23 protein-coding genes and 1 rRNA gene are annotated in these 23,890 nt (G+C 65.2%); 9 read left to right on the top strand and 15 right to left on the bottom strand.

Annotated elements, in window-relative coordinates:
• Positions 1-163 precede the first annotated feature (163 nt).
• Both rrf and ACIP9X_RS11590 read left to right on the top strand, forming a co-directional pair.
• Positions 164-280: ribosomal RNA gene (gene rrf / locus ACIP9X_RS11595) — 5S ribosomal RNA — on the top strand.
• 481 nt (positions 281-761) lie between these two features.
• Entirely contained in the window at positions 762-1,601 is an 840-nt protein-coding gene (locus ACIP9X_RS11590; RefSeq protein ID WP_400479869.1) for an SDR family NAD(P)-dependent oxidoreductase, read from the top strand.
• A 72-nt stretch (positions 1,602-1,673) separates the two neighbouring features.
• Here ACIP9X_RS11590 and ACIP9X_RS11585 read toward each other — a convergent pair whose 3' ends face one another.
• The 4 genes from ACIP9X_RS11585 to ACIP9X_RS11570 all read right to left on the bottom strand — a co-directional run bounded on the left by ACIP9X_RS11585 (position 1,674) and on the right by ACIP9X_RS11570 (position 7,534).
• Positions 1,674-3,854 (bottom strand): EAL domain-containing protein, encoded by a 2,181-nt coding sequence (locus ACIP9X_RS11585; RefSeq protein WP_400479868.1) that lies wholly within the window; start codon positions 3,852-3,854, stop codon positions 1,674-1,676.
• Between the two features lie 86 nt (positions 3,855-3,940).
• On the bottom strand, positions 3,941-5,314 hold the full coding sequence (locus ACIP9X_RS11580) for a UDP-glucose dehydrogenase family protein (RefSeq protein ID WP_400479867.1): 1,374 nt from the start codon (positions 5,312-5,314) through the stop codon (positions 3,941-3,943).
• The gene (locus ACIP9X_RS11575) at positions 5,311-6,534 is read right to left on the bottom strand and encodes a glycosyltransferase family 4 protein (protein WP_400479866.1); all 1,224 of its coding nucleotides are present in this window, start codon (positions 6,532-6,534) and stop codon (positions 5,311-5,313) included. Before ACIP9X_RS11575 ends, ACIP9X_RS11580 begins: the two co-directional genes overlap by 4 nt.
• Before the next feature lie 97 nt (positions 6,535-6,631).
• Positions 6,632-7,534: an HNH endonuclease gene (locus tag ACIP9X_RS11570; RefSeq protein WP_400479865.1), complete on the bottom strand. Its 903-nt coding sequence runs from the start codon at positions 7,532-7,534 to the stop codon at positions 6,632-6,634.
• A gap of 153 nt (positions 7,535-7,687) precedes the next feature.
• On the opposite strand from ACIP9X_RS11570, the gene ACIP9X_RS11565 reads away from it, so the two are divergent.
• Complete coding sequence (locus ACIP9X_RS11565; protein WP_400479864.1) at positions 7,688-8,986, top strand: NAD(P)/FAD-dependent oxidoreductase; 1,299 nt, start codon at positions 7,688-7,690, stop codon at positions 8,984-8,986.
• A 119-nt stretch (positions 8,987-9,105) separates the two neighbouring features.
• On the opposite strand, the gene ACIP9X_RS11560 is transcribed toward ACIP9X_RS11565, so the two are convergent.
• Genes ACIP9X_RS11560 through ACIP9X_RS11550 form a run of 3 tightly spaced genes read right to left on the bottom strand, consistent with a single transcriptional unit; the run spans position 9,106 to position 11,108 of the window.
• On the bottom strand, positions 9,106-9,750 hold the full coding sequence (locus ACIP9X_RS11560) for a DUF3618 domain-containing protein (RefSeq protein ID WP_400479863.1): 645 nt from the start codon (positions 9,748-9,750) through the stop codon (positions 9,106-9,108).
• Entirely contained in the window at positions 9,751-10,167 is a 417-nt protein-coding gene (locus ACIP9X_RS11555) for a phage holin family protein (protein ID WP_400479899.1), read from the bottom strand. It lies immediately after the preceding gene.
• Between the two features lie 8 nt (positions 10,168-10,175).
• Positions 10,176-11,108, bottom strand: coding sequence for a hypothetical protein (locus ACIP9X_RS11550; protein WP_400479862.1), 933 nt, complete (start codon positions 11,106-11,108; stop codon positions 10,176-10,178).
• Between the two features lie 410 nt (positions 11,109-11,518).
• On the opposite strand from ACIP9X_RS11550, the gene ACIP9X_RS11545 reads away from it, so the two are divergent.
• Positions 11,519-12,373 carry a PRC and DUF2382 domain-containing protein gene (locus tag ACIP9X_RS11545; RefSeq protein ID WP_400479861.1) on the top strand — a complete coding sequence of 285 codons (855 nt, stop codon included), beginning with the start codon at positions 11,519-11,521 and terminating at the stop codon, positions 12,371-12,373.
• A 102-nt stretch (positions 12,374-12,475) separates the two neighbouring features.
• Positions 12,476-13,177, top strand: a complete 702-nt coding sequence (locus tag ACIP9X_RS11540; RefSeq protein WP_400479860.1) for a MarR family winged helix-turn-helix transcriptional regulator — start codon at positions 12,476-12,478, stop codon at positions 13,175-13,177.
• A gap of 80 nt (positions 13,178-13,257) precedes the next feature.
• Here the strand turns inward: ACIP9X_RS11540 and ACIP9X_RS11535 are convergent, their stop codons facing one another.
• Both ACIP9X_RS11535 and ACIP9X_RS11530 read right to left on the bottom strand, forming a co-directional pair.
• Positions 13,258-13,431: a hypothetical protein gene (locus ACIP9X_RS11535; protein WP_400479859.1), complete on the bottom strand. Its 174-nt coding sequence runs from the start codon at positions 13,429-13,431 to the stop codon at positions 13,258-13,260.
• A 90-nt stretch (positions 13,432-13,521) separates the two neighbouring features.
• Positions 13,522-14,652 carry a hypothetical protein gene (locus tag ACIP9X_RS11530; protein ID WP_400479858.1) on the bottom strand — a complete coding sequence of 377 codons (1,131 nt, stop codon included), beginning with the start codon at positions 14,650-14,652 and terminating at the stop codon, positions 13,522-13,524.
• Positions 14,653-14,853: 201 nt separating this feature from the next.
• Between ACIP9X_RS11530 and ACIP9X_RS11525 the strand changes: the two genes are divergently transcribed.
• On the top strand, positions 14,854-15,033 hold the full coding sequence (locus tag ACIP9X_RS11525; protein ID WP_400479857.1) for a hypothetical protein: 180 nt from the start codon (positions 14,854-14,856) through the stop codon (positions 15,031-15,033).
• A 155-nt stretch (positions 15,034-15,188) separates the two neighbouring features.
• Here the strand turns inward: ACIP9X_RS11525 and ACIP9X_RS11520 are convergent, their stop codons facing one another.
• Positions 15,189-15,584, bottom strand: coding sequence for a DUF4383 domain-containing protein (locus ACIP9X_RS11520; protein ID WP_400479856.1), 396 nt, complete (start codon positions 15,582-15,584; stop codon positions 15,189-15,191).
• Between the two features lie 241 nt (positions 15,585-15,825).
• On the opposite strand from ACIP9X_RS11520, the gene ACIP9X_RS11515 reads away from it, so the two are divergent.
• Positions 15,826-17,145, top strand: coding sequence for a DUF6350 family protein (locus tag ACIP9X_RS11515; RefSeq protein ID WP_400479898.1), 1,320 nt, complete (start codon positions 15,826-15,828; stop codon positions 17,143-17,145).
• Between the two features lie 31 nt (positions 17,146-17,176).
• Here ACIP9X_RS11515 and ACIP9X_RS11510 read toward each other — a convergent pair whose 3' ends face one another.
• On the bottom strand, positions 17,177-17,617 hold the full coding sequence (locus ACIP9X_RS11510) for a hypothetical protein (protein ID WP_400479855.1): 441 nt from the start codon (positions 17,615-17,617) through the stop codon (positions 17,177-17,179).
• 39 nt (positions 17,618-17,656) lie between these two features.
• Between ACIP9X_RS11510 and purN the strand changes: the two genes are divergently transcribed.
• On the top strand, positions 17,657-18,226 hold the full coding sequence (gene purN / locus ACIP9X_RS11505; RefSeq protein ID WP_400479854.1) for a phosphoribosylglycinamide formyltransferase: 570 nt from the start codon (positions 17,657-17,659) through the stop codon (positions 18,224-18,226).
• Between the two features lie 29 nt (positions 18,227-18,255).
• Here the strand turns inward: purN and ACIP9X_RS11500 are convergent, their stop codons facing one another.
• Positions 18,256-18,975 carry a GIY-YIG nuclease family protein gene (locus ACIP9X_RS11500; protein ID WP_400479853.1) on the bottom strand — a complete coding sequence of 240 codons (720 nt, stop codon included), beginning with the start codon at positions 18,973-18,975 and terminating at the stop codon, positions 18,256-18,258.
• A 140-nt stretch (positions 18,976-19,115) separates the two neighbouring features.
• Positions 19,116-20,468 carry an MFS transporter gene (locus ACIP9X_RS11495; RefSeq protein ID WP_400479852.1) on the bottom strand — a complete coding sequence of 451 codons (1,353 nt, stop codon included), beginning with the start codon at positions 20,466-20,468 and terminating at the stop codon, positions 19,116-19,118.
• Positions 20,469-20,621: 153 nt separating this feature from the next.
• Here ACIP9X_RS11495 and purH point away from each other — a divergent pair, with 153 nt between their 5' ends.
• The gene (gene purH, locus ACIP9X_RS11490; RefSeq protein WP_400479851.1) at positions 20,622-22,292 is read left to right on the top strand and encodes a bifunctional phosphoribosylaminoimidazolecarboxamide formyltransferase/IMP cyclohydrolase; all 1,671 of its coding nucleotides are present in this window, start codon (positions 20,622-20,624) and stop codon (positions 22,290-22,292) included.
• Positions 22,293-22,435: 143 nt separating this feature from the next.
• Here purH and ACIP9X_RS11485 read toward each other — a convergent pair whose 3' ends face one another.
• Together ACIP9X_RS11485 and ACIP9X_RS11480 are read right to left on the bottom strand one after the other, a co-directional pair.
• Positions 22,436-22,570 (bottom strand): hypothetical protein, encoded by a 135-nt coding sequence (locus ACIP9X_RS11485; RefSeq protein ID WP_400479850.1) that lies wholly within the window; start codon positions 22,568-22,570, stop codon positions 22,436-22,438.
• A 46-nt stretch (positions 22,571-22,616) separates the two neighbouring features.
• On the bottom strand, positions 22,617-23,615 hold the full coding sequence (locus ACIP9X_RS11480; protein WP_400479849.1) for a trypsin-like serine peptidase: 999 nt from the start codon (positions 23,613-23,615) through the stop codon (positions 22,617-22,619).
• Positions 23,616-23,890: the final 275 nt, after the last annotated feature.

The raw sequence follows: 23,890 nt of genomic DNA, 5'->3' as shown, positions 1-23,890 counted from the left end.
AACCAACAAACCCGCCACCGGGCTTGTTCGGGACAGGAACCGATAACTGAATACCAGAACACCACAGTTCTAACACCACAGTTCTAACACCACAGCCGCACCACACGGTGCGGCAACGTGTAACCACAGTTTTCCCCGACCCCCTGGGTTGCGGAGCAAGGGTTACGGCGGTCATAGCGTGGGGGAAACGCCCGGTCCCATTCCGAACCCGGAAGCTAAGACCCACAGCGCCGATGGTACTGCACCCGGGAGGGTGTGGGAGAGTAGGTCACCGCCGGACAACCATTAGAAAAAACGGTCGAGAGCCCCAACCAGCCATGGTTGGGGCTCTCCCGCATTTAACCCCCAAACCCTCCCGCACATTTCGCCCCCTATCCGGCAACCCGGCCCCTATCCCGCAACCCTCCCGCCGACCCTGCCGGAAATCCCCAAACCCTCCCGCAGCTCCCGCCGCTTTTCTGGTAACGCTCCCGCAGATCCTGCGCTTTTTCGGGCAACGGTCCCACAGACAGCCCTGCCAGCACGCCACGAGTGAGCCTCCCCGAACCCCCAGCAGGAGCGGCGGGATGTGAAGGAGCGTCCGGCCGGAAGCAGCGGGATGTGAAGGAGCGTCGGGCTGGAGGCGGCGGGATGTGAGGGAGCGTCCGGCTTGGAACACAACAGACACTGCCGGCGTTGTGTGAGGGGGACGTCAACCTGGACAGCCGGCCCCCCGGCACTTCGATCAGCCGCACACCCGGCTCTTTTATCAAAGGACATTTATGGCCCAGCGAACCATCGTCATCACCGGTGCCAGCGACGGCATCGGCGCAGCAGCTGCACGGAAGCTGGCCGAGGCAGGGGAGCGGATCGTCGTCGTCGGGCGTTCCGGCGAGAAGACGGCTGCCGTGGCCGCAGAACTGGGTGCAGACTACTTCGTCAGCGACTTCGCCAACCTGGCCCAGGTGCGCCAGCTGGCCGCGGCGCTGAGGGACAAGTACGACCGGATCGACGTGCTGGCCAACAACGCCGGCGGGATCATGGGCAGTCATGAGCTGACCGTGGATGGCCACGAAAAGACCTTTCAGGTCAACCACCTCGCACCTTTCCTGCTGACCACCGAACTGATGGACGTTCTCACGGCCAGCCGCGCCACCGTCATCAACACGGCAAGTGCGGCCAACGGGTTTGGCCGGCTCGACCTCAACGACCTCAACTCAGCGCGAAGCCACTCGACGAACCGCGCCTACGGCACAGCCAAGCTGGCAAACATTCTGTTCACCTCGGAGCTGCAGAACCGCTACGGGGCCGCTGGCATAAACACGGCCGCGTTCCACCCCGGCGTCGTCGCAACGAACTTTGCGGCGGAGTCCACCAGCTGGTTCCGCCACGCCTATAAGACGGTGTTGAACCGCTTCCTGCTGACCTCGGAACAGGGCGCCGACACGTTGGTATGGCTCGCGACTTCCACGCCCGGCCAGGACTGGGTGCCCGGCGCCTACTACGCCAAGCGGGCTATGGCGAAGGCCAACAAGCAGGCCTACGATGCTGAGCTCGTGCGCGAATTCTGGAACCGCAGCCTGGAGCTTGTCGGAGCCGGCGAACCTGCAACGGAGCGGTAGCGCCGGAGCTGGTCGGGCTTGTCGAGATTATGCGGTTTTGACAAGCTCAACCAGCGGGCCCCGAAAATGCAGTCAGTGCCTGAGCCTCAGCCCCTCCAGCTCGTCGATGGCGTCGGCTGAGCGGAGGATGGCGATCTCCAGGCCGGCAGCGGGTTCCGGGAACGAGAACAGGTAGCCCTGCAGGGAGTCACACTCAAGGTCCGTCAGATAGGCCGCCTGCGCCGCCGTCTCGACACCCTCGGCAGTGACCCTCAGCCCGAGCGAATGGGCCATGTTGATCATGGAACTGAGAATCGGAAGCTTTTCGGCGCCGGTCCGGATCATGGAGACGAAGGACCTGTCGATCTTCACCGCGTCCACGGGAAGGTCCTGCAGCCGCCCAAGCGATGAGTACCCCGTGCCGAAATCGTCCAGCGCCACGCGGACCCCTGCACGGCGGAGGTTTTCCAGTTGCCCAATCACGTGGTCGTCATGGTCGAAGAACACGCTTTCGGTCACCTCGAGCACCAGCTGCGCGGAATTCATACCGCAGGATTCCGCGAGCAGCAGCACCTCGTCCGCAAAGTCAGGCTCGCGCAGCTGAACCCCGGAGACGTTTACCGCGAGGGAGCGCACGGGCGACCCTGCCAGCCACGGGCGGAGCTCACTGAAGCTTTCCTGCAGCATGTGCATGCCGATGCTGGAAATGAGCCCGCTGCGCTCCGCCGTCGGAATAAAGTGCGACGGCGGCACCCGCTCACCGTCCCGATCCCACCGCGCCAGGGCCTCCAGTTGGGTGACCTCCCCAAGCGCCGGCGACACGATGGGCTGGTAGTTCACGGTGATCTCGCCGTTGTCGACGGCCAGGCGCAGGCCTGCTTCCATATCCGTCCGCTGGACCAGTGCCGTCATCATTTCCGGCTGGAACCGCAGGTACTGGTTCTTGCCGGCGGCCTTGGCCGCATACATCGCGACGTCGGCCCGGCGGAGCAGCTCGGACGCGGCAAGGACACCATCGCCCATCGATGCCAGCCCCAGGCTGAGGCTCGGCCGCAGCATCGCCCCGTCAATCCATACCGGCACATTCAGCGATTCCACGATGTCCGCCGCGACGCTCTCGGCATTACTGGACCCGGTGAGGAGAACCACGAACTCGTCACCGCCCAGCCGCGCCACGGTGTCGTCCGGACGCACGCAGGCCCGCAGCCGCCGGGCAACCTCGATCAGCATCTGGTCCCCGGCGTGGTGGCCGAGGATGTCGTTGACCTCCTTGAAATCGTCGAGGTCCAGGAGGAGAACGTCGACGGCGGAGCTGCACTCGCCGTGCAGCGCTTCCGTCAGCTGCTCGTGAAAGAGCTTGCGGTTGGCCAGCCCGGTCAGCGGGTCCTGGAAGGCCATGGCCTTCAGTTGTGCCGCCTGTTCGGCGAGTTCCGCCATCGCCTGTTTGGCCTGCTCCTGGGCGCGGCGCCTTGGCGTGACATCACGGAAGCTCCAGACACGGCCCACCACTTTGTCACCAACCTTCTGCGGCCGCGAGTAGCGTTCGAAGGTGCGCCCGTCGAGGAACTCCAGAACATCGTGGCTCTCCGCATCGGGATGCGCGTACAGCTCCTGAACCTTTTCGAGGAAGGTCCCGGGGTCGGAGAGCTGGCCCAGGACATATCCCATGACAGCCTCATCGTCGTGCGTGGCGAGCAGCTCACGGGGGATCCGCCACATCGCGGAGAACTGATCGTTGATTCCGGCGATCCTGCCGTCGATGCCGACCACGAGGATGCCATCCGCCGTCGACTCGAGCGTCGCGCTGAGCAGCGACATCGCTTCCCTCAGCCCGTCATCTGCCTCCTGACGATGGAACGTCGGCCGGAAAGACGCAACCAGGAACGTCCCGTGCCCCGAATCAACGGGCCCCATATCAACGTCCCCGGAAGCAAGCAGCGAACTGGCCACCTCGCCCTGGAATTCGCTGCCGTCTTTGCGGCGGCCAAGGGCATCAAAGGGTAACGGGGCAGCAGAACCGGAGCACCGGCTGATGCGCAGGGCGGCGATGTACTGTTCCAGCCCGTTGCTGAAAGAGTCGGGAAGGATGAGCCGGTGATCCTGGCCCACCAGGTCATCTCTGGTGTAGCCGAACACTATCTCTGCGGCCCTGTTCGCAAGGCTGACAGTACCGTCCTCGGCGATGACCAGGACAGCATCCGGCAGCGCGTCGAACACCGCGCGGAAGCCGGCATCCGGACCGTCCTGCCGGGCAGGCAGCAGCGGAGCATCCATCAGGCACCCTCCGCATGAGACCGCGAATTCTTCATTGAACGACTTCCCCCTTGCGGGAAATCATAGAGTCCTTGCCCGGGCAGGCTCTACCCCAAGCTGGCTGCAGATACAGCCGCAGGCCGGGCGCCGGTGCCCAGTCCCCGCACTTCCCAGCCCGCCGCCTCCCAGTCCGCGGTGTCCAGGACGTTGCGCGCATCCAGCACCGTCCGCCGTCGTACGAGCTGCCCGACGGCAGCAGGTGACAGCGAGCGGTATTCGTCCCACTCGGTGAGCAGCAGCACGAGCTCGGCGTCCTCGAGCGCCCGCTTCGTGGACGGCTCGAAGCGCAGCTGGGGATAGCGCATCCACGCGTTGTTGATGGCCTTCGGGTCAGTGACGGTCACATGCGCTCCGGCCGCCGCGAGCTGCAGGGCGACGTCGAGGGCCGGCGAATCACGGATGTCGTCAGTGTCCGGCTTGAACGCCGCTCCCAGCACTGTCACCGTCCTGCCGGCGAGATGGCCGCTGCACAGCTCGCGGGCGGCCTCAACGGTCCGGCGGCGCTGGCCGCTGTTCACCAAATCCACCAGACCCATCCACTCGTCGAGTGCTTCCACGCCATGATGCGCGGCCTGCGTCCTCAGGCTCCGGATGTCCTTGGGCAGGCAGCCGCCTCCGAAGCCGGGCCCGGCGTGCAGATAGCGGTTTCCGATGCGCGGGTCCAGCCCCATCGCCTCGCTGAGTTCGCTGACGTCCGCGCCGGACACGTCGCACAGTTCCGACATGGCATTGATGAAGCTGACCTTCGTGGCCAGGAATGCGTTCGACGCCGATTTGATCAGCTCCGCGGTGGCGAAGTTGCAGACCAGCCGCGGAATGCCCGCGAACAGCAGGGGTGCGTACACGGTGTCCAGCAGCGCAGTCACTCCCTGTGAGGCGCCGCTTCCAGGAGCGAAAGCGGCATCCTTGCCGCCCGGCACGCCGTACACCAGGCGGTCCGGCACCAGCGTGTCCTTCACCGCCGTTCCCTGGCGCAGGAACTCCGGGTTCCAGCCCAGCAGCACGTCCGGTCGGCCGGCGAGGATCCTGCCGATCATGTCGACGGTGCCTACGGGCACCGTTGATTTGCCGACGACGGCGGCCCCGCGGCCCAGGTGCGGAAGGAGACTTTCCGTCGCGGAGACCAGGTAACTGAGGTCGGCGCCGCCGGAGGTCTTGGACTGCGGCGTACCCACGCAGAGGAAATGGAGCTGCGCGCCGGCGGCATCCGCGAAGTCGGTGGAGAACGTGAGCCGGCCGGTGGCGCGGCCATCCTCCAGCAGTTCATCCAGGCCAGGTTCAAAGAAGGGCGCGTCCCCGCCGCCCAGGTTCTCCACCTTGGCGGGGTCCACGTCGATCCCCACCACGGTGTGGCCCATGGAGGCGAGTGTTGCGGCGTGCACCGCACCGAGGTAGCCACAGCCGATGACGGAAATTTTCACAGTGCAACTCCTTCATGGCTGGCGGCCTTGGTTTCGAAAGGCTCAACGAGCGGCGGAATGTCGCTGGTTGAGCTTGCTGGAATGTCGCTGGTTGGGCTTGTCGAAACCGGCTGGCCAATGACTTCCCTGTAGTGCCGGATCAGGTCCCCGCACAGCGCCGGCCACGTCCGGCCCTGGACCGAAGCGTGTGCCGCCGTCGCGAACGCGCGGCGCTTGGCGTCGTCGCCCATCAGGTCCATCACGCGGCTGCGCAGCCCGGCGAGATCGCCCGGCTCGTAAAGCCAGCCCGTCCGGGAGTTCTCCACCAGGTCCAACGGGCCACCACGGCCGGTGGCCACCACAGGCACCCCGGACGCCATGGCCTCCTGGATCGTCTGGCAGAAGGTTTCAAATTCACCCGGGTGCACGAACAGGTCGAAGGACGCCACCGCCCGGGCCAGCTCTTCACCTCCGAGGAACCCGGTGAAAGCGGCGCTGGGAATGGCTTCTTCGAGGGCGGCGCGCTGCGGCCCGTCGCCCACAATCACGAGCCGGGTTCCCGGCACGTCGGCCAGCACGGCCAGGTCCTCCACCTGCTTCTCGACGGCGAGCCGCCCCACATAGCCGATCAGCCGTTCACCGCCGGGTGCCACGGAAGCCCGCCAGCCGCCGTCGCGCTTTTCCGGGTTGAAACGCGCGGTATCCACACCGCGCCGCCACATGTCCACCCGCGGAATCCCGCGGCCGCGCAACTGGTTCAGCGCGAAAGTGGACGGCGCCAGCGTCCGGCCTGCCAGCAGATGGATGTTTTCCACCCGGTTCCAGGCCCAGTTCTCGAGGAATGGAACACCGTAGCGTGCCGCGTAGCTCGGGACCTCGGTCTGGTAGATCGCCACTGTGGGGATGCCCAGCTGGGAGGCCGCCTGCGCTGCCCGCCAGCCAAGCACGAACGGCGACGCCAGATGGACCACGTCAGGGGCGTAATCGGCAAGGATTCTCTTGACCCGATATACACCACCCAACGCGACCCGGACGTTCGCATACCCTGCCAGCGGCACGGAGGGGAGCCGGTGCACAACCGCGCCGTGAACAACATCGAGAACATCGGTGTCCGTCGTCGACGGCGCGATCACCAGCACCTCATCACCCCGCTCCTGCAGGTGCTCCAGCACCCGCAGGATGGAGTGCGTGACCCCGTTCATCAGCGGCAGGAATGATTCGGCGACTATTGCGATCCTCACCACTCCACCGTGATCGCGGAGTCTGACGCCGCGGGGGAGCAGGCGTAGCCGGGAGGGAAAGGTTGGGTTAACAGGAGTCTGGGTCTGTCGGTTCCAGCTAGTGCTGCTCCAGGATGCGGCGGGCGTCCCGCTGGGCTTCGAGCTCCTCCGGTGTGACCGTCTGCCCGGCCAGGTAGCCGGCTCCGGTGATGAGCTGCCGGAGCTCAGCGACTGTGCGGGGCGTGGCAACACCCAGGTGGGCCATGGCATGGCAGTTGGGACACAAAGGCACCAGATCGGCCACGGGGTCGAGCTGGTAGTCGCTGCCGAGGAGTTCCGGCGGGACGAGGTGGTGGACTTCGATGAAGCCGGCGGCCGCCTCGCCGTAAGTGGACTCGAAGGAGAGCCCGCAGGCGGCGCAGCTGGTGCCATGGTGGGCGATGCAGATCCGCTGCGCCTCGGCGCTGCTTTCGAAGCGGTTTACCTGTACCCGGCGGGTGACCTGCTCGGGGTAGCTGCCGGGGATGAGGTGGCCGGGGGATGACGGCCGGGACGGGCCATAAAGGCGCCAAACGGCACGGATCTTCACCTCGAGGAGTGGCTCCAAAACCGTCACCGGCCGCGTGGGTGCGACCCATGGAATGTCCGGCATGCAGTCTGCAAACAGCGCTGGCGGCAGCTCGTCCCCGGAGGGGATGAGGGCATCGAAAGCAACAGCGATGTGCCGGGCGTCGGTGTGCGAGGGACCGCCACCAGCCCCGTGCGCGCCAGGTTCCGGTTCTCCTGCAGCGCCGGGCTCTCTGTGGTGCGCGCCCGCAACGAGGGTCCCGTGGCCCAGCAGGCCGCAGCGCGTCCGGCCCTGCAGCCACAGCCACACCTCGGTGCCGGCGGGCATCTGATCCGGTGCCGTCACGGTCCACGCGGTCAGGAACTGCCCGGTTTCACCCACGTGTTCGACGGCGGCCGCATAGTTCCAGCCGTCCCTGCGGTCCGGGTTCCACGCCAGGAAGATCGCTGCCATACGCCTATTCTTACAGCGATCCGCCGGGGTGGCCCTGTTGTCTTCAGCGGTAGATGCATCCGCTGCTGTGCCTGTTGCTGTATCTGCAGTTGTGCCTGCGGCGCTGCTTGGGGGGCCTGTCGCCTGCAGAAGGAGCCGGGTAGGGTCGAGGCCATGACAACCGAACCCGGCCCGGCCCGCTCCAGCACTCCGCCCGTACCGCCGTCGTCCGTCCCTGGAGCCTCCGCCAAGGGGACGCTGGTCATCGCCGGACGCGGGAACAGGCATCACGAGGTGGTGGTGGTCGGCGGCGGCAACGCCGGCATCTCCCTGGCGGCCCGGCTCCGCCGCTACGGCGTCCGGGACATCGCCGTCGTCGAACCCAGCGGCAGGCACCTCTTCCAGCCCCTGTTCTCCCACATTGGCGGCGGAACTGCCGAGGCGGCGGAAGCCGTCCGTGCGCAAGCATCGGTGATGCCGGACGGCGTCACCTGGATCCAGGACAGCGCCGCGGACATCCGGCCCGAAACCAATGCCGTGGTCCTTGCCTCCGGCTCCGAGGTCACCTACGGCCACGTGGTGGTCTGCCCCGGCCTGCAGCTCGACTGGCACAAGGTGCCCGGCCTGGCCGAGGCGATGAACTCGCCGTATGCCTCCTCCAACTACGTCTACGAACTGGCCTCCAAAACCTGGAACCTGCTCAAAGAGCTGCGCAGCGGGACGGCCGTATTCACCATGCCGTCAGGTCCGGTCAAATGCGGCGGAGCCTCCCAGAAACCGATGTACCTGGCGTGCGACTACTGGCGGCAGCAGGGCGTCCTGGACCAGATCCGGGTGGTGCTCGTAGTCCCCACGGCCACGGTTTACGGTGTTCCCGGCGTGGACGAGGAGCTGAACCGGAAGATCAACGAGTATGGCGTAGAACTGCGCTGTAACAGCGAAGTCGTAGCTGTGGATGCGGAGGGGCGGACGGTCCGGGTACACGACTCGCAGGCGGACCGGACGGAGAGCCTGGCGTACGACGTTCTGCACGCTGTGCCGCCGCAATCCGCTCCGGACTGGCTGAAGGCCACGAGCCTTCCGGCAAAGGGTGAGAGTGGCGGATTCGTGGAGGTTGATCCCGAGACGCTGCGCCATACCCGCTACCCGAACGTGTGGTCCCTCGGTGATGCAGCGGGCACGAGGAATTCTAAGGCCGGCGCCGCCCTTCGGAAGCAGACCACCGTGCTGGCCAAGAACCTGAAGGCCGTCCTGAGGGGAGGGGAGCCCAAAAGCAAGTACAACGGCTACTCGGCCTGCCCGTTTACCGTCTCCCGCTCAACAGTCGTGTTCGCCGAGTTCGACGACCAGTACAGGCCAATGCCTACCCTTCCGAAAATTCATGTGGCCAAGGAACGGCGCTCGACCTGGATCCTCGAGCGTGATCTTTTCCCGGGCATCTACTGGAACCTTATCCTCAAGGGCCGTGCCTAGTGGCCCGCCTGAGGCACTGGGCCGCTTAGAGTACGGACCTCTAAAGAGCCCTGGCTGGGCACACGACGGCGGCCGCCTCACCGGTTCGGTGAGGCGGCCGCCTCCGTGTTGTCGGGTGTTTAGGTGTTTTGGACGTGGTCCCTGGCGTCGGTGGCGCTGGTCTTGACGTCGGTGACGGCGGTTTGGCCTTCGTCCTTGACGTGGGCTGCGGCGTCGGTGGCGGTGGCCTTGACGTTTTCCATGGCCTCCTGGGCGGGTTCCTTCATGCCCTGAGCCATGTCCTTGGCCGCCTCGGTGAGCTGCGTGGTGACCGGTTCCGCGGCGCTCTTGAGGGCTTCGGCTGCTTCGCGTTCCTTCTGGCTTGGCGGGATCAGGGAGGAGACGAGCAGTCCGGCGCCGAAGGCGATCAGGCCCGCGGCCAGGGGGTTGCCCTGGGTTTTCGCGGCGGCCTTGTGCGGCATGTCGCCGATCGTTTCGCCGGCGGTGCTGAGGGCGTTACCGGCGGCGTCGGTGGCCTGGTGGATGCCGCCGGAGGTGCTGTGCGCGGCGTGGTGGACGCTGCCGGAGGCGCTGTGGGTGGCGTGGTCGGCTGCTCCCATGACTTTCTCCTTCACTCCGAAGACGGCGTCTTTGACCTTGGTGGTCTGGCGGTGAACGATATTTGAGGGGGTGACTTTGTCCGCGACGGCGTCCACGTTGGTGCCCAGCCGGGCGCGGGTGGCTTCGATGTCGGCGCGGATGGCGTCCGGGTTCTCGCTGCTCATTTAGTGGCCTCCGTTGGGTTTGAGAGTGGGTGGGATTTCCTGGACGGTTTCGACGGTCTGGGGCATGCCCTTGATCTTCTTGAGTTCCTTCTTGCCGATGGAGGCGAGGACCGCGGCGATGATGCCCCAGATCAGGGCGACGACGACAGCGGACCAGCCCAGGCCCATCAGCTCGCCCAGGGCGTACCAGAGGGCGATGGAGAGGAACAGGAGCACGAAGTGCCCGGCCACGCCGGCGCCGGCGAGCATGCCGCCGCCCTTACCGGCCTTCGTGGCGGACTGCTTCGCTTCGGCCTTGGCAAGCTCCAGTTCCTGGCGCATCAGGGTGGACAGGTCCCGGGTGACATCGCCGAGCAGGTCACCCAGGGAGTTTGAGTCCGCCTTCGCGTGCGCGGCGGTCGGAGGTGTCTCCGGCATCTGGCTGCTCACAGGGGACGACCTCCACCCTCGGCGTACGGGTCTTCCGCGTCATCCAAAGGAGCCCCTGGGGTGGAACCTGCCGAGAAGGTCGGCGAGGCGGTTCCTGGTGTACCCGGACGGCCGGGCTCACCGACGCCTGGTTCTCCATACACCGGGGTGCCCGGCTGTCCGACTGCCGTTTCTTCGTAGCCAGGTTCCCCATAGGCCGGGGCACCGTAGGCCGGCTGTCCGTAGGCAGGCCGCGCCGTTGTGGTTTCGTCATAGAACGGTTCGCCGATGCCTGCGCTCACGGCGCTTTCCGTTGCCGGGGACTGCAGGGGCTGCGGCGGAACGGTGGTTCCTGTTGCCGTCGTAGTGTCCGGGGCGCCGGCCTGGAGGCTGCGGCCAAGACGTCCGGCAAGCAAGCCTGCACCGGCTGCGAGGAGCAGGAAGGTGCCGGGGCGCTGGCGGGCGAAGGACTTGACCTCGTTCAGCAGTGAGCCCGGATCCCGGTTGTCCAGCCAGGAAGCGACGGATTCGGAGCGTTCGGCGGCCTGGCGGATGAGGTCGGAAGCAACGCCCTGCTGCTCCGGGGCGTCGGCCATGGAGCGCAGCTGCGAGGAAATAGTGCGGATGCCTTCGGCGGCCTTCTGCTGCTGGGCCCCCGCCTGGTCCGTCAGGCCGGACTTGGCCTGGTTGAGCAGGTCCTTGGTGTTGGTCTTGACTTCGGACGCCACATTCGCGGCCTCGGCCTTGGCGGTGCCTGCCACGTTCTGGGCTGCACCCTTGGCCTGGCCTGCGACGTTTGCCGCTTCTTCCTTCGCGGCTTCCTTCTTGGTGGAGGCCCCGCCTTGCTCGGCGAATGTCCCGGTTGTTCCTGTGGTACCCGTTGTTCCTGCGGTGCCGTAAGGGTCTGCGGCGTACGGGTCAGCGGCCTGCGGCCATTGGTTCTCTGTCATCTTCGCTCTCTCTTTCCGAAAGGGTCAGCTGCTGTTCAAGAACCAGCGTTGCTGGCATGCAATGGTAAGCATGTTTACTAAAAAATAGTAAGCATCCTTTGCTTTTTTCTCCACTTATCTTCTGAAAATGGCCGGCACCCCCTTTCTCACCTGCGCTTATAGTGCTCAACGTCGGGCCCCGGCGCTTTTGCTGACCAGTCTGCCGAAAGAAAAAAGCTAAGCAAGCTTGCCAATCTGTTAGTAAGCATGCTTAGGGTGTATCTGTGAGGTTCAGCGACAACGACCTCTCCGGCAGAGCCCAGCGGCCAGGAAGCGGGGTGGCAACGGCCAGCCCGACAGGGTGCTGCGGGGCCCGCCGCCACAGTCCGACATAGCCCAGTGCACCAGTAGTCAAGATCCAAGGAGACAGCATGCTCACCAAGGAACACATCGACGATCTGCTCAACAAGGACGGCAACATCCTCTCCGCCGACGGAGACAAGATCGGCTCAATCGGCCAGATCTACGCCGACGATGACAATGGCCAGCCCACCTGGGTAACGGCGCGCACAGGCCTCTTTGGTACCTCCGAGTCTTTTATCCCCCTCGAGGGTGCCCGCCTTGAAGGCAGCGACATAGTCATTCCCTACACCAAGGACCAGGTAAAGGACGCGCCCCGAGTGGATACCGACGGGCACCTGGAGCCGTCCGAGGAAGACCGGCTCTATGAGCACTACCAGCTCAACGGAACTTACCGTGATACCGCAGCCGGTCGAGACGGCGACGAACTGGGCGGGCGCGAAGGCAATGCCGAGCGTGACGCCGCCTTCGCCGCGGGACGCAGCGGGACCTATGCCGCAGCGGGTGCGGCGGATACCGTAGGCCACGACACCTCGGGTCACTCGACTGATGACGCCATGACCCGCTCCGAAGAACGGCTGAGCGTCGGCACCGAGAGGCAGGCGACGGGCAGGGCCCGGCTGCGCAAGTACGTGACCACAGAGAACGTTACGCAGACCGTACCGGTGCAGCGTGAGGAAGTCCGCTTGGAGCGGGAGCCGATTTCTGACGGAAACATCAGTGCGGCAACGAGCGGGCCTGACATAAGTGAAGCCGAACACGAGGTGGTTCTCCACGAGGAGCGGGCCATCGTGGACAAGGAAACGATTCCCGTGGAGCGCGTGCGGCTGGACACGGAGACCGTGGCCGACGAGGTGACCGTCGATGAGCAGGTCCGCAAGGAGCGCATCGAGGCGGACGGCGTTGACGACATTAACCGGCGCTGAGGCGGACAACACTGGGGGCCGGCACCTTGCCGGCCCTGAGGGGCGGTAATGCCGGAGCGCCGCTCCGGGCCGACTCACGTTTGAAAGGGAGAGGCGGAACTGATGGTCCCGAATGCTGACGCGGAGCAATGGGGTCCCCACCAGTTGCTGTCGATGGCTGCCCGGCTCATCCAACGCCGCCAGGACCAGGCACTGGCCGACCTTGGCCTGACCCATGCGGCCGTGATTGCCCTGCAAGGCCTAACGTCCGGTCCGCTGAACCAGGAGCAGCTGGCGGAGGAAATTCACGTCCGAAGCCAGTCCTTGGGGAGGGTCCTGGCGCGCCTTGAGGAGGCAGGTTTCGTCGCCCGCAAGTCCAGTTCCCTGGACCGGAGGAGCAACGATGTGTCAATCACGGAGGCAGGGTTGCGTGCTTTGGCGGCGGCCCGGCAGGTGGAGAAGGAAACGCTGCCACCGGACGTAGTGGAGGGCACCGTCCTGAGTCGCGAGCTCGCACGGGTGATCAGCTATTTTCCCGGCTCGCCCCGGCTTGGTTCACGGCCGAGGAAGAAGCTCCCGGAAGAGGCGGACACACAGGGCACCGAGACCCAGGGCGCGGACGCCCAGGGCGCGGACGCCCAGGGCGCGGACGTGGAGGGCTCCGATATTCAGCAGGTGGAACCCCGCAGGCCGGAGCCAGGGGAACCTGCCGTGCCGAATGAATCTGGGACTCCTGCAGAGCCGCCGTCAGAGCGGATTGACGGCGCTCCTGGCGAGGCGGCTGCGGAGACTGCAAGGCGCCTGAACGGCACCCGGGAAAATTGAATCCAAGCACGGTGACGTTGTTCCCGCACAACCATGTGGAAGTGCGGGAACAACGTTTTTTGTGCCTCGTTCCACTCTGATCATGAATTCGAGGTGAGGCTGCTCTGGGCCATTTGGTTGGGCCAGCTGCCGATGCGTGCACGCATCGGGTCCGGCCAGTTGCCGATCACACGCCCCATGGGGTCGGGCCAGTTGCCGATGCGGGAGCGGCGGGAGTAATCGGAGGCAACAGAAAACGGGGTGCGGTTGGACATGGCAATTCTCCTGACTGAACGTGGAATCCTTACGCCGAAGGCGGCGCAAGGGCGGTCTTATCTGCCTGAGTGCAAGCAGAGCTGACCTGTTCAGTCGGGGGACGACCCCGGATCGGCGGCGGGACCGGACGGCGGCGTCACCGATACGCCGGCGGCGAGCATGCCGGCGGCGGGGGACAGCCCGTTCCAGGTCTCAGCGATATCGGCCGCCGTGTGTGAGCCGGAGCTGTCTGAGCCGGAGGAGGAGCCCGACTTGCCGTGGGTTGCCGCAATATTCAGCCGCTCTGGGGCGGCATGATCATTCCAAAGCCCCCGGGCCGGCGCCTTAATGGCGCTCACCAGAGGGCGGGGGGAGGCAGTCATTCGCAGCTGGGCGAGTGTCTTGAACGGCGAATCTGTGTTTTGAGTCGCCGCCAGGTTTGAGGCGCCTGGAACCGGGCTTGCTGTGCCGGAGAGCGTCGAAGTCGGAGCAAAGCTGGAAGCTTCTGCCGATGGCGTGACTGCTGCGGCACGGGATGGAGGAACCGCCGCGGACGGACTCTTAGCGGCGGGCTGTGCGTTGTCCGGGCCGAATGTTGCCGGCACGGGGGACTTCACCGTCGGTAGCGTCTTGGGGACGGTTGCGACAGGAAGGTTCGGGTTACGAAGCTGTGGCAGTTTGACCGTCGGAAGCGGCAGCGGCTTGGTCACGGAAGCAACGGCGTCGTCCACAGCTGCAGCCGTGTGGTCGACAGTGGCGACGACCGGTGCTGCGGTCTTGGTGATGGTGGAGACGACGGGTGTTGCGGTCTTGGTGAGCGTGGAGACGACGGGTGTTGCGGTCTTGGTGACGGGTGCCGCGGTCTGTGTCACGGTCGAGATCACCGGCTCGGTTGCCTGAGCTGCAGTGGAGACGACGAGTGTTGCGGTCTTGGTGATGGTGGAGACGACGGGTGTTGCGGTCTTGGTGATGGTGGAGACGACGGGTGTTGCGGTCTTGGCCGCGCTGAAGACGGCGGAACCAGCCGGATCCTGCCCGGCAGGCAGGACCCGCGCAGTTTGCAATGAAGGAGCATCTGAGAGTCCGAGGTCCAGGGCGGTTTCGGAGACGGCTGCCTTGGAAGGGTCCGTTGATGCGTGCGCGCTGCCCGCACCCCACACAAGCCACGCCAGTGCAAGCAGGGCCGAGACCAAAAGGGCGCGCAGGGAAACCGCGCGACAATAGCGAAGCAAGCTGCCCATTCCGTTTCACCCCCAGAGCAATGCGTGATCAGAATATGCCCGGGGGAGGAACACGTCCAGAGAAAATTTATTCGCATGCTTAGCATCGGCCACATATCTGCGGAAATTCAATCAGATTTCGCAAGCTGCGGAGTCCGCTGCGGTTGAAACGCGACGCCAAACTCGATACAGCCTAAAATTGGTTTAAGAGGTGTTGAAGCAATGGCCGGGTCGATCGTTGTTGTCCTGATAATTCTGGCGATCATTGCTGCCGTGGCGATTTTTGCGACGGTGAGGGCGGTCCTGCGCGACGGGCGGGGCCATGCACCCATCGAGCCTTCCCAGCGGCCCTGGACAGCTGGAAACCTGCCCAGCCAGCCGTACTCGCTGATCCGCTTTTAAGCAGATTCGCTTTTGATCCTGACCGCCCCCTTTAACGAGCTGGTGCAGCCGCCAACGAACGTGCGTCGGCACCTGCACCAACCGGTAGTACGAATTTTCAGATTAGATATCTACTCATTCGCGGCTCCTATTTCCCGGGCGTTCGCTTTCCGGGTTTATTTCCGGTCCTCGGCTGTATGCCGCGAGAACATCCAGCCGGCGGCAATCATGAGAACACCACCCACCATCATGGTCCAGTTATCTGTCATGTTCAGCGACAGGAAATTGGCCGCCGAATCCACTCCGACACTGAGCCCGTAGATGCTGAGGATGATGTACAGCGCACCGGCGCCCATGAGGAACCTGCGCGCACCCATTTCACTGCGGGACATTGCCCAGCCGGTTCCGCCAATAACCAGCTGCACAATGTTGAGCAGCATGGATACCTGGAACAGGCCAAACAGCATTGCGTGCGAATCAGGCCCAAGGAACATCAGTTCGCCATACCGTGCAGTGATGCCCGGGATGAATCCCAGAACACCAACTGCCAACGCGACAATACCAACACCCATGCCGGCATTCTGGACGTCCGTCCGACCAAAGTGAACGCCATGTGCATGTGGGGATGCGGTAGTCATTTTCTGCCTCCAACCACTGATTGCGGACACCCTAATTTTACGTCTGCCCACCTTAAAAAGCGCTGGCCGCGATGCCGCCAGCGACCCCAGCAACCTACCTGCCCATTTGTCTTCTCCGCGGGTTTAGCCTGTCGAAAACAGGCAGCCGAGGGCTCACATGGCACGATGGGTCACGATGAAACTGCGCGCTGATCAGACCGGAGACCGTGGCCTTCCGATGCCCTTGTGGCTGCAGGGCGGGCTGGAGTCAGCCCAGGCAGCGATCATTTCCGCGCTGGTGGTGATTGCCCCCATTGCCGCGGTGTGGGCTACTTCCGGCTTTCGGGAGACCCACGTCGACGTCCTGGCACGCTTGGCCGGCCAGGCCTGGCTGGTCATTCACGGGGTGCCCCTGTATCTGACCGCTGTGGCCGACGGCGCTGCGGCGCGGCCGGAGACGGGCACGCTTTCGCTCGTTCCGCTCGGCCTGACACTCATTCCGTTCCTGCTGGCCTGGCGTGCCGGGCGCCGCCTCGCACGGGCCTCGTACACGGACCAGCTGTGGCAGGCACTGCTCGGCTCATGGCTTGTCTATGCCGCATTCGGCATCACCACCGGCTTTGTCTGCCGGACCGATGACGTCGAGGTGTTTCTCTGGTGGGCCGCGCTGTTCCCGCTCGTTCCCTTCGCACTTGGCATGGTGATCGGTGCGCGGCGCGAGGCAGGCTCCTGGAGCCGGCTGATCGGCGTCGAAGCCGTTGACTGGATTGCCCGGACAAGCCAGCATTCGCGCTGGGCCGGATCGTACCTTGCGTCTGCAGCCAAAGCCGGTTTCGTGGCGCTCATGGGAATGTTGGCGCTCGCCTCAGCCCTGCTCGCGGTGGACCTGTTCATCCACTGGAACCTTGTGGTGGCCGTCTATGAAGGGCTCGACGCCGGGGCTGTAGGAGGCGCGGCGCTCACCATCGCGCAGCTCGGCTTCCTTCCCAACCTCGCCGTCTTCGCGCTCGCCTGGGTGTCCGGCTCTGGATTCGCCCTCGGTGCCGGCTCGCAGGCGGGAGCCCTGGCAACCGCGGTCGGGCCGCTGCCTTCTATCCCCGTGCTTGCGGCGATTCCCGCCGGGCCGCTGGATTACGGCGTCGTGGCCCTGGTGGTGCCGGTGCTCGCGGGCGTGTTGGCCGGCTGGTGGTTCCTGCGCGAGGGTGAGAACCACTTTGATGAGTGGCTGTCCATCAAAGTCCGCGTACGCTGGTTCACGGCCGCCGCCTCCACCCTGGTGCTGGGCATCATCGCAGGAGCGGCGGCCGGCCTGCTCGCCGGCGCGCTGGCTTGGATCGCCCATGGTTCCGCCGGCATTGGCCGCCTGACGGATATCGGCCCCAACCCGCTATGGACGGCGGTGTGGGTGGCAGCGGAAGCCTGTGTCGGCGTCGTTATTGGATACGCAGCCGGGCCGTGGCTGGAACGCCGGCAGCAGCTGCGCGAAGCGGATCTCGGGACAACGACAAGTAAGTAAATTCCGCGGCAAGTAACGCCGCACGCGCGCGCTACCGGCCCGGCTGGAGCTGACCCGGGAGTGAATTTTCGAGCTGGACCCGGCAGTCGGTGCTGGCCTGGCTCGTCAGGGCATGGCGGGCGCACTCCTGGTAGTCGCGCACCTGATTGAAGAACAAAGCCGAAACGAGCACCAGCAGTACCATCACCGCAGAGACGGCCAGGCCGCAGATGCTGCCGATCAGCACCAGCTTGGACTCCTTGAGCCGAATTGCGCGGACCAGCACGATGATCCCCAGAACGATCCCGGCCACGGTCAGGATGGCTGCCAGCCACAGATAATTCAGATCCAGCTGGAAAACGAAGAACGCGCCCAGCACCGCCACGATGAACATGCGGAACAAGTTGTGCGTTTTCAGCAGCGAGGTCTTGGCGTCCTCGCTGAGCGGATGTCTGGTCCGCTGTGACCCGTCTGGGTTCGGAGTGGGGTTCATGTTTTCCAGCCTACGCGAGCAGCCACATAAGCTTGGGCAATGCGCATCGTGGTCCTCGTCTCCGGAACCGGCTCCAACCTCCAGGCTGTCATCGACGCCGTCCAGGCGGGGGAGCTGGACATCGAGATTGCAGCGGTCGGGGCGGACCGGCCCGGAACGTACGGCGTGGAGCGTTCGGCCGCCGCAGGAATCGATACCTTCGTGGTGGACTTCAAGGCCTACGCCGACCGGGCTGCCTGGAACGCCGCCCTGACGGATGCCGTCGCGGCCTATCAGCCGGACGTCGTGGTGTCCTCGGGGTTCATGAGGATTGTGAGCCCGGAATTCATTGACGCCTTCGACGGCAAGTACCTCAACACCCACCCCGCGCTGCTGCCGTCCTTCCCCGGTGCCCATGGAGTGCGGGATGCCCTGGCCTACGGCGTGAAAGTCACGGGCTGCACCGTGCACTGGGCTGATGCCGGAGTGGACACCGGCCCCATCATCGCCCAGGAGGCCGTAGCCATCGAGGACGGCGACACCGAAGAAACCCTCCACGAACGCATCAAGGTGGTGGAACGGCGGCTCCTGGTCTCCACGCTCGCTGCCCTCGCCGGGGAGCACGCTTAGTTCTCCTGGGCAGACAGTTGCGGCGTAAGCTAGGGGCACTCGCCGGCATGTGCCCAATCGATGATGGACTTCACTTCTTCCGGGCTCGCGCTGAACCATTCGCTGCCTGGAGCGTCATCCAGTTGCCGGCCGCGATAAAACAGGACCGCGTGCACCAAGCGTTCGAGTTTGAGGGGCGTGTTGCTTCGCCGAACATAGGCCACCACGGGTCGCTCGGGCATCGCAGTTCCCTGCTGGTCGCTGATCCGGATCTTGGCGTCACCCAATGCGGTCATCCCGACCTTGACAGGCCACCGCTCGTCACGGCGATATTCAGCCAATAGCCGGTAGCTGGGGAAGTAGTAGACGTAGACGCTTCCCGACCCTGTTCCCTCGACGACCGTATCGTCGGCTAGGTCGAGCTCTTCCGTTTCATCGTCGATCGAAGAACTGCCGTTCGCCTCAACATCTACCCCGGGCGGCATGATCCATCGCCAATATCCGTACGCCCCGGTGGGTTCAAGCAGTCCCGCATCAACGAGGTTCCGGAGCGCCTTTTTCGTGGCGGACGTAAGACTGTGGGCGGCTGCCCCACCATTCTCAGAGTGATATTGCTCAACCACCCGCATCAGCTCCGAGCGGCGAAACACCCGCATTTTCAGCAGTTCCCTGGCCAACTCGGAGATTACGTTTGGCGTGAGCGGGAGGCCCTGGTACTTGTACGGGGTGGTCTCCGGCATCTCCGTTACTGTCGTCTCGTACGGAGTCATCAGGCCTCCCAACATGGCCGGAGACAATCCCCGGTCTTCCCTCCAGAGGCTAGCGGCACCCTCCGACATTGAGCAGCCGTGCTGGGTGCGCCCGTTCCCAGGTGCTTCACTGGAGGGAAGCATAGGGAAGGGAAGCCACGCTACTGGAGGCGGCGCTGCCTGGTCTCGGGGGAGAAGAACATCATCCAGAGCACGGCGAGCAGGACCAGGCCGCCCGCGAGGGCGAACGAGGTAGCCAGTCCCAGCTCAGGCCAGAAGTAGTTGGCGAAGATCAGCGGCCCGAAGCCGGCTCCAAGCCGCGAAAACGTGGACGCCCAGCCGAAACCGCTTCCGCGCAGCTCCGTCGGATACAACTCGGACACGTAAGCGTAAAGGACCGGAATGGCCACCTGCACCACGAAGCCGAAAACCAGCAGCCAGAACACGGCCGCCGTCGGAATATCCACCACGAAGGCCACAATCACCAGCGTCAGCGCGGACAGCGGGCCGGTGACGGCCAGTAGCCATTTGCGGCCCATCCGCTCCACGAGCAATGCGGCCACGACCACGCCAAGGAGCCCGACGGCGGCCATCCCCGCAGTGGTCAGGAACGCCTTGTACTCTGCGAACCCGGCGCCGATCAGGATCCGGGGCATCCAGGTCAGGGACAGGTAATAGACGAGGAGGATGCTGAAGAACAGGCCCCAGGCGGCGGCCGTGATCTTCCAGTTGAAGGCCCAGACGCCCCGCAACTGCTGCCAGGCGCTGCCGGCGGAGAGGCGGGGAACGGACTGGGCATCGGGCAGGCTGTAGGCGCGCTGCTCCGCGCCCGTGGCCTCGACCAGCCCGTCGATGACCTTGGCCGCTTCCTCGCGCCGGCCCTTGCGGATCAGGAACAGCGGCGACTCCGGCACGCTGCGCCGGACCCAGAACACCAGCAGGGCAGGCAGCACCATGACCATCATGGTCAGGCGCCAGTCGGCAAACGCCGCCACAAGCCAGGCGGACACGAACCCGCACAGCGCTGCCCCCACCGGCCACCAGCCGTCCATGGCCGTGAGGACCCTGCCGCGCTGCTTCCGCGGAGTGAACTCACCCACCAGCGCATAATCCACCGGAATGCACCCGCCCAGGCCAAACCCGGCCATGAACCTGAAGATGCAGAACCAGAAGAAGTCAGGGGAGAACGCGCCCAGAACAGTGAAGAGCGAGAAAATCAGCAGTGTCGCCGTGAAGGCCTTCTTGCGCCCGATCGTGTCCGCGATGGTGCCCCAGACGAATGCTCCGAGCGCCATGCCGATCAGGTTGGCCGTGCCAATCCATCCGGCCTCGCCTGGGGTCAGTTGCCAGTGCGAGGACAGCAGCGGGATCAGGATGCCGTTCAGGGTCACGTCCCAGGCATCAAACATGAAGCCGAGGCCACCGATCAGAAAAATCCGGCCCTGTACTTTCCAACGCCACGGCAGTTCCTGGACTACCTGTTCGCCGCTTGGCACAGCGGTGTAAATGTTCATCTCGGCCTCCTGTTAAAACCTTACGTTGCGGCCGGCAGGGCGCCTGCCGTCTTCACACTCGAGCCGTCAGGAAGCCCGGCTTCCGGGACGCGATAAACTGGCTGTATCCCCACCAACCGCGGCATGCTGCCGCGCGATACGACGGAGACTTTTGTGACGCTGACGCAGCTAGACCGTGTTCCCATCCGCCGGGCCCTGATCTCGGTCTACGACAAGACCGGTCTGGAGGAGCTCGCCAAAGGCCTGGATGCCGCAGGCGTCAGAATCGTTTCCACCGGCTCCACCGCCAAGAAGATCGCCGCAGCCGGCATCCCGGTCCAGGAGGTCGAAGAGGTCACCGGTTCCCCCGAGATGCTGGATGGCCGCGTCAAGACCCTGCACCCCCGCGTGCACGGCGGAATCCTCGCCGACCGCCGCGTTCCGGCCCACATGGAAACCCTCACCAACATGGAAATCGAGGCATTCGACCTCGTCGTGGTGAACCTTTACCCGTTCGTGGAGACCGTGAAGTCCGGAGCCTCCCAGGACGACGTGGTGGAGCAAATCGACATCGGAGGCCCCGCGATGGTGCGCTCGGCCGCGAAGAACCACGCTGCCGTCGCCATTGTGGTGGACCCAAGGTCTTACGGCGACGTGGTCCGCGCCGCCGCCGAGGGCGGCTTCGACCTGAAGACCCGCCAGCGGCTCGCCGCGAAAGCGTTCGCGCACACCGCCACCTACGACAACGCCGTGGCTACGTGGACCGCCAGCCAGTTCCTCGATGAGGACGGCGACGGAGTGGTCGACTGGCCGGCCTACGCCGGCCTCGCGCTGGAACGCTCCGAGGTGCTCCGCTACGGCGAAAACCCCCACCAGCAGGCCGCGCTGTATGTCGACAGGGCTGCCCCCGCCGGCATCGCCCAGGCGGACCAGCTGCACGGCAAAGCCATGAGCTACAACAACTTCGTGGATGCCGACGCCGCACTGCGCGCTGCCTACGACTTCGCCGAGCCGGCCGTCGCCATCATCAAGCACGCCAACCCCTGCGGTGTGGCCGTGGGATCCGCCGGTGCCGCCGACCCGATCGCCGACGCCCACGCCAAAGCCCATGCCTGCGACCCCGTCTCGGCCTTTGGCGGCGTCATCGCCGCGAACCGCACCGTCACGGCCGGCATGGCGCAGACCGTCGCCGGAATCTTCACCGAAGTGGTCATTGCGCCGGGCTTCGAACCGGAAGCCGTGGAGATCCTTTCCAAGAAGAAGAACATCCGCCTGCTCACCCTGCCTGAGGGCTACGACCGCTACCCGACCGAGATCCGCCAGGTCTCCGGCGGCGTTCTGGTCCAGGTCACCGACAAGGTGAACGCCGACGGCGACAACCCGGCCAACTGGACCCTCGCCGCCGGTGAAGCCGCCGACGACGCCACCCTTGCCGACCTCGCCTTTGCCTGGACCGCCTGCCGCGCCGCGAAGTCCAACGCGATCCTCCTCGCCGCCAATGGTGCAGCCGTTGGCATCGGCATGGGCCAGGTCAACCGCCTCGACTCCTGCAAACTTGCCGTTGAACGCGCCAACACCCTTGGTGTCACCGTGGAGTCGGATGTCGAAGGTGCCGGTGGTGCCTCCAATACCAGCGCTGATGCAGCCCCGGATCGGGCCCGCGGCGCCGTGGCGGCCTCGGACGCCTTCTTCCCGTTCGCGGACGGCCTGCAGATCCTGATCGACGCCGGCGTCCGCGCCGTGGTTCAGCCGGGCGGTTCCGTCCGGGATGACGAAGTCATCGCCGCGGCCAACGCTGCCGGCATCACCATGTACTTCACCGGCGCACGGCACTTTTTCCACTAGTCCCCACCGCCGCCCTGACCTCGCTGCGCTCGGCCAGCGAACCGGGCGGCGTGGGCCCAGCAAAGGTGGCCGGCACTAGAGAAGTAAGCCCGACGGCGGCTGCCCCCTTGGGGGAGCAGCCGCCGTCGGGCTTTTTGCTTGCGTCAGCCGTTGTCAGATCCGTTTTCAGGTTCCTTGTCCGGGTCCTCGTCCGGGCCGGGCAGCCGGATCTCCCGCGGTTCCGCCCCGGCCATGCGCTCCGGGGTCCAGTAGGCCAGAATTTCCTCCGGGGTCTGCACCGACTCGGCGTGGCTGACAGGATCCTCCGGAGGCTCCGTGCCTCCGTTAGGCCGCGGCCGATGCACGGTTGTAGACCTGCTGGATGATTGCGCCCCAGTAGGGACCGTACATGGCGGTGGAGCGGCTGCCGTAGCCGTAGCTGTTGACCGAGTTCTGGTATCCCACCTGCGTGGATGCGCCGTTCTGGAGCAGCCATGGGCCGCCCGACGCACCGCCGGTCATGTCGCACGGGATGCCCTGCGTTTTGAACTGCGGGTTGATGGCGTCATTGCCGGCTTTCCCGTAGCAGCTGACCAGGGTCTGCCCGGTGAACGGGGTCGCAGCCGGGTAGCCAAACGCCTTGTACGTCAGCCCCCTTGGCTGGCTGAACGCAACCCCTACGGCCCCGGCCACATCCGCGAGGTTCTTGGCGCCGACTTTCTCGACCACAGCGAAGCCCGTGTCGTACTGCATGTTGCCGCTGGCGGTCCACTCCTTAGGTGCGAAAAGTGCCTTGGCCGGCCATTTGCCGAGGGGCGCTGCCCCGTCCTTGTAGGCCGGCACAAAAATGAAGTTGGAGGCGAAGGCGCCGGGGCCCGCGTTAAGGCAGTGGCCGGCGGTGGAAACGGTGCTCTTGTTCGCCGCAGTGACCGAGCTGCCGGAGCAGACGTAATTCAAACCGTTCAGAGTGAAGAAAACCTTGCCGATGTGGTTGACCGGCTTTTCGTTCGTGTGCAGAGCTGTGGTTTTCGTTCTTCCGGACGTGCCGGCGATCTTCGTGCTTGAGCCCCTGTCCGTGATCCCGTCGAGGGTCTTTCCCTTGTTGATCTGGCGGGCGGCCGCCTTCTCGGCGAGGACATCACCGGGGATGGCGGACCGCATCCGGTCCGACGTCCAGTAGCTTGCGGCGGTGAGACTGGCGACTGTGGTGCTGGCGATCCGGGGCCCGTCCGACTCCTGCGGCGTTCGCGGCGATGCCGTTGCTCCGCCTGCTGCCGACAGAGTCAGCAGCAGTCCCGTTGAAAGGCTCAGGAGGCTAGTGGCCAGAGACTTCTTGCTCGTCATTGTGGTCCTACCTGTCGGGTGGGCGGACGGGGGACCGCCCGCTGGTGGAGGTTGAGCCTACCCGGAGATGACAAGCATCAGTAAAAGCCAAGTCCTGTTATGCAGCCCAGGTAGGGGTAGTGCTGTTCTGCCCCTGCCGCGGGGGATATCGGTTACGTTCAGCCGCCGGAGCGGTTATTCATATGAGCCTAAGATAGGGGCAAGTGCCGCCCGGAACAATGGAGACCCGTCCCTGGTTTCCTGCCAGCGCGGTCACGGAAGCCTGATCCCGTGCC

Source organism: Arthrobacter sp. NPDC093125 (assembly GCF_044754225.1).
Taxonomy (GTDB): Bacteria; Actinomycetota; Actinomycetes; order Actinomycetales; family Micrococcaceae; genus Arthrobacter.
The sequence above is the reverse complement of the archived record's forward strand: the minus strand, read 5'-3'. Positions and strand labels throughout refer to the sequence as shown.

Coding starts and splice junctions, on each gene's coding strand:
- ACIP9X_RS11590 (WP_400479869.1), top strand. CDS start 762: ATGGCCCAGCGAACCATCGTCATCACCGGTGCCAGCGACGGCATCGGC.
- ACIP9X_RS11510 (WP_400479855.1), bottom strand. CDS start 17,617: ATGAACCCCACTCCGAACCCAGACGGGTCACAGCGGACCAGACATCCG.
- ACIP9X_RS11500 (WP_400479853.1), bottom strand. CDS start 18,975: ATGACTCCGTACGAGACGACAGTAACGGAGATGCCGGAGACCACCCCG.
- ACIP9X_RS11550 (WP_400479862.1), bottom strand. CDS start 11,108: ATGACAGAGAACCAATGGCCGCAGGCCGCTGACCCGTACGCCGCAGAC.
- ACIP9X_RS11535 (WP_400479859.1), bottom strand. CDS start 13,431: ATGTCCAACCGCACCCCGTTTTCTGTTGCCTCCGATTACTCCCGCCGC.
- ACIP9X_RS11525 (WP_400479857.1), top strand. CDS start 14,854: ATGGCCGGGTCGATCGTTGTTGTCCTGATAATTCTGGCGATCATTGCT.
- ACIP9X_RS11480 (WP_400479849.1), bottom strand. CDS start 23,615: ATGACGAGCAAGAAGTCTCTGGCCACTAGCCTCCTGAGCCTTTCAACG.
- ACIP9X_RS11570 (WP_400479865.1), bottom strand. CDS start 7,534: ATGGCAGCGATCTTCCTGGCGTGGAACCCGGACCGCAGGGACGGCTGG.
- ACIP9X_RS11540 (WP_400479860.1), top strand. CDS start 12,476: ATGGTCCCGAATGCTGACGCGGAGCAATGGGGTCCCCACCAGTTGCTG.
- ACIP9X_RS11565 (WP_400479864.1), top strand. CDS start 7,688: ATGACAACCGAACCCGGCCCGGCCCGCTCCAGCACTCCGCCCGTACCG.
- ACIP9X_RS11530 (WP_400479858.1), bottom strand. CDS start 14,652: ATGGGCAGCTTGCTTCGCTATTGTCGCGCGGTTTCCCTGCGCGCCCTT.
- ACIP9X_RS11545 (WP_400479861.1), top strand. CDS start 11,519: ATGCTCACCAAGGAACACATCGACGATCTGCTCAACAAGGACGGCAAC.
- ACIP9X_RS11560 (WP_400479863.1), bottom strand. CDS start 9,750: ATGAGCAGCGAGAACCCGGACGCCATCCGCGCCGACATCGAAGCCACC.
- ACIP9X_RS11585 (WP_400479868.1), bottom strand. CDS start 3,854: ATGGATGCTCCGCTGCTGCCTGCCCGGCAGGACGGTCCGGATGCCGGC.
- ACIP9X_RS11515 (WP_400479898.1), top strand. CDS start 15,826: ATGAAACTGCGCGCTGATCAGACCGGAGACCGTGGCCTTCCGATGCCC.
- ACIP9X_RS11555 (WP_400479899.1), bottom strand. CDS start 10,167: ATGCCGGAGACACCTCCGACCGCCGCGCACGCGAAGGCGGACTCAAAC.
- ACIP9X_RS11520 (WP_400479856.1), bottom strand. CDS start 15,584: ATGGGTGTTGGTATTGTCGCGTTGGCAGTTGGTGTTCTGGGATTCATC.
- purN (WP_400479854.1), top strand. CDS start 17,657: ATGCGCATCGTGGTCCTCGTCTCCGGAACCGGCTCCAACCTCCAGGCT.
- ACIP9X_RS11495 (WP_400479852.1), bottom strand. CDS start 20,468: ATGAACATTTACACCGCTGTGCCAAGCGGCGAACAGGTAGTCCAGGAA.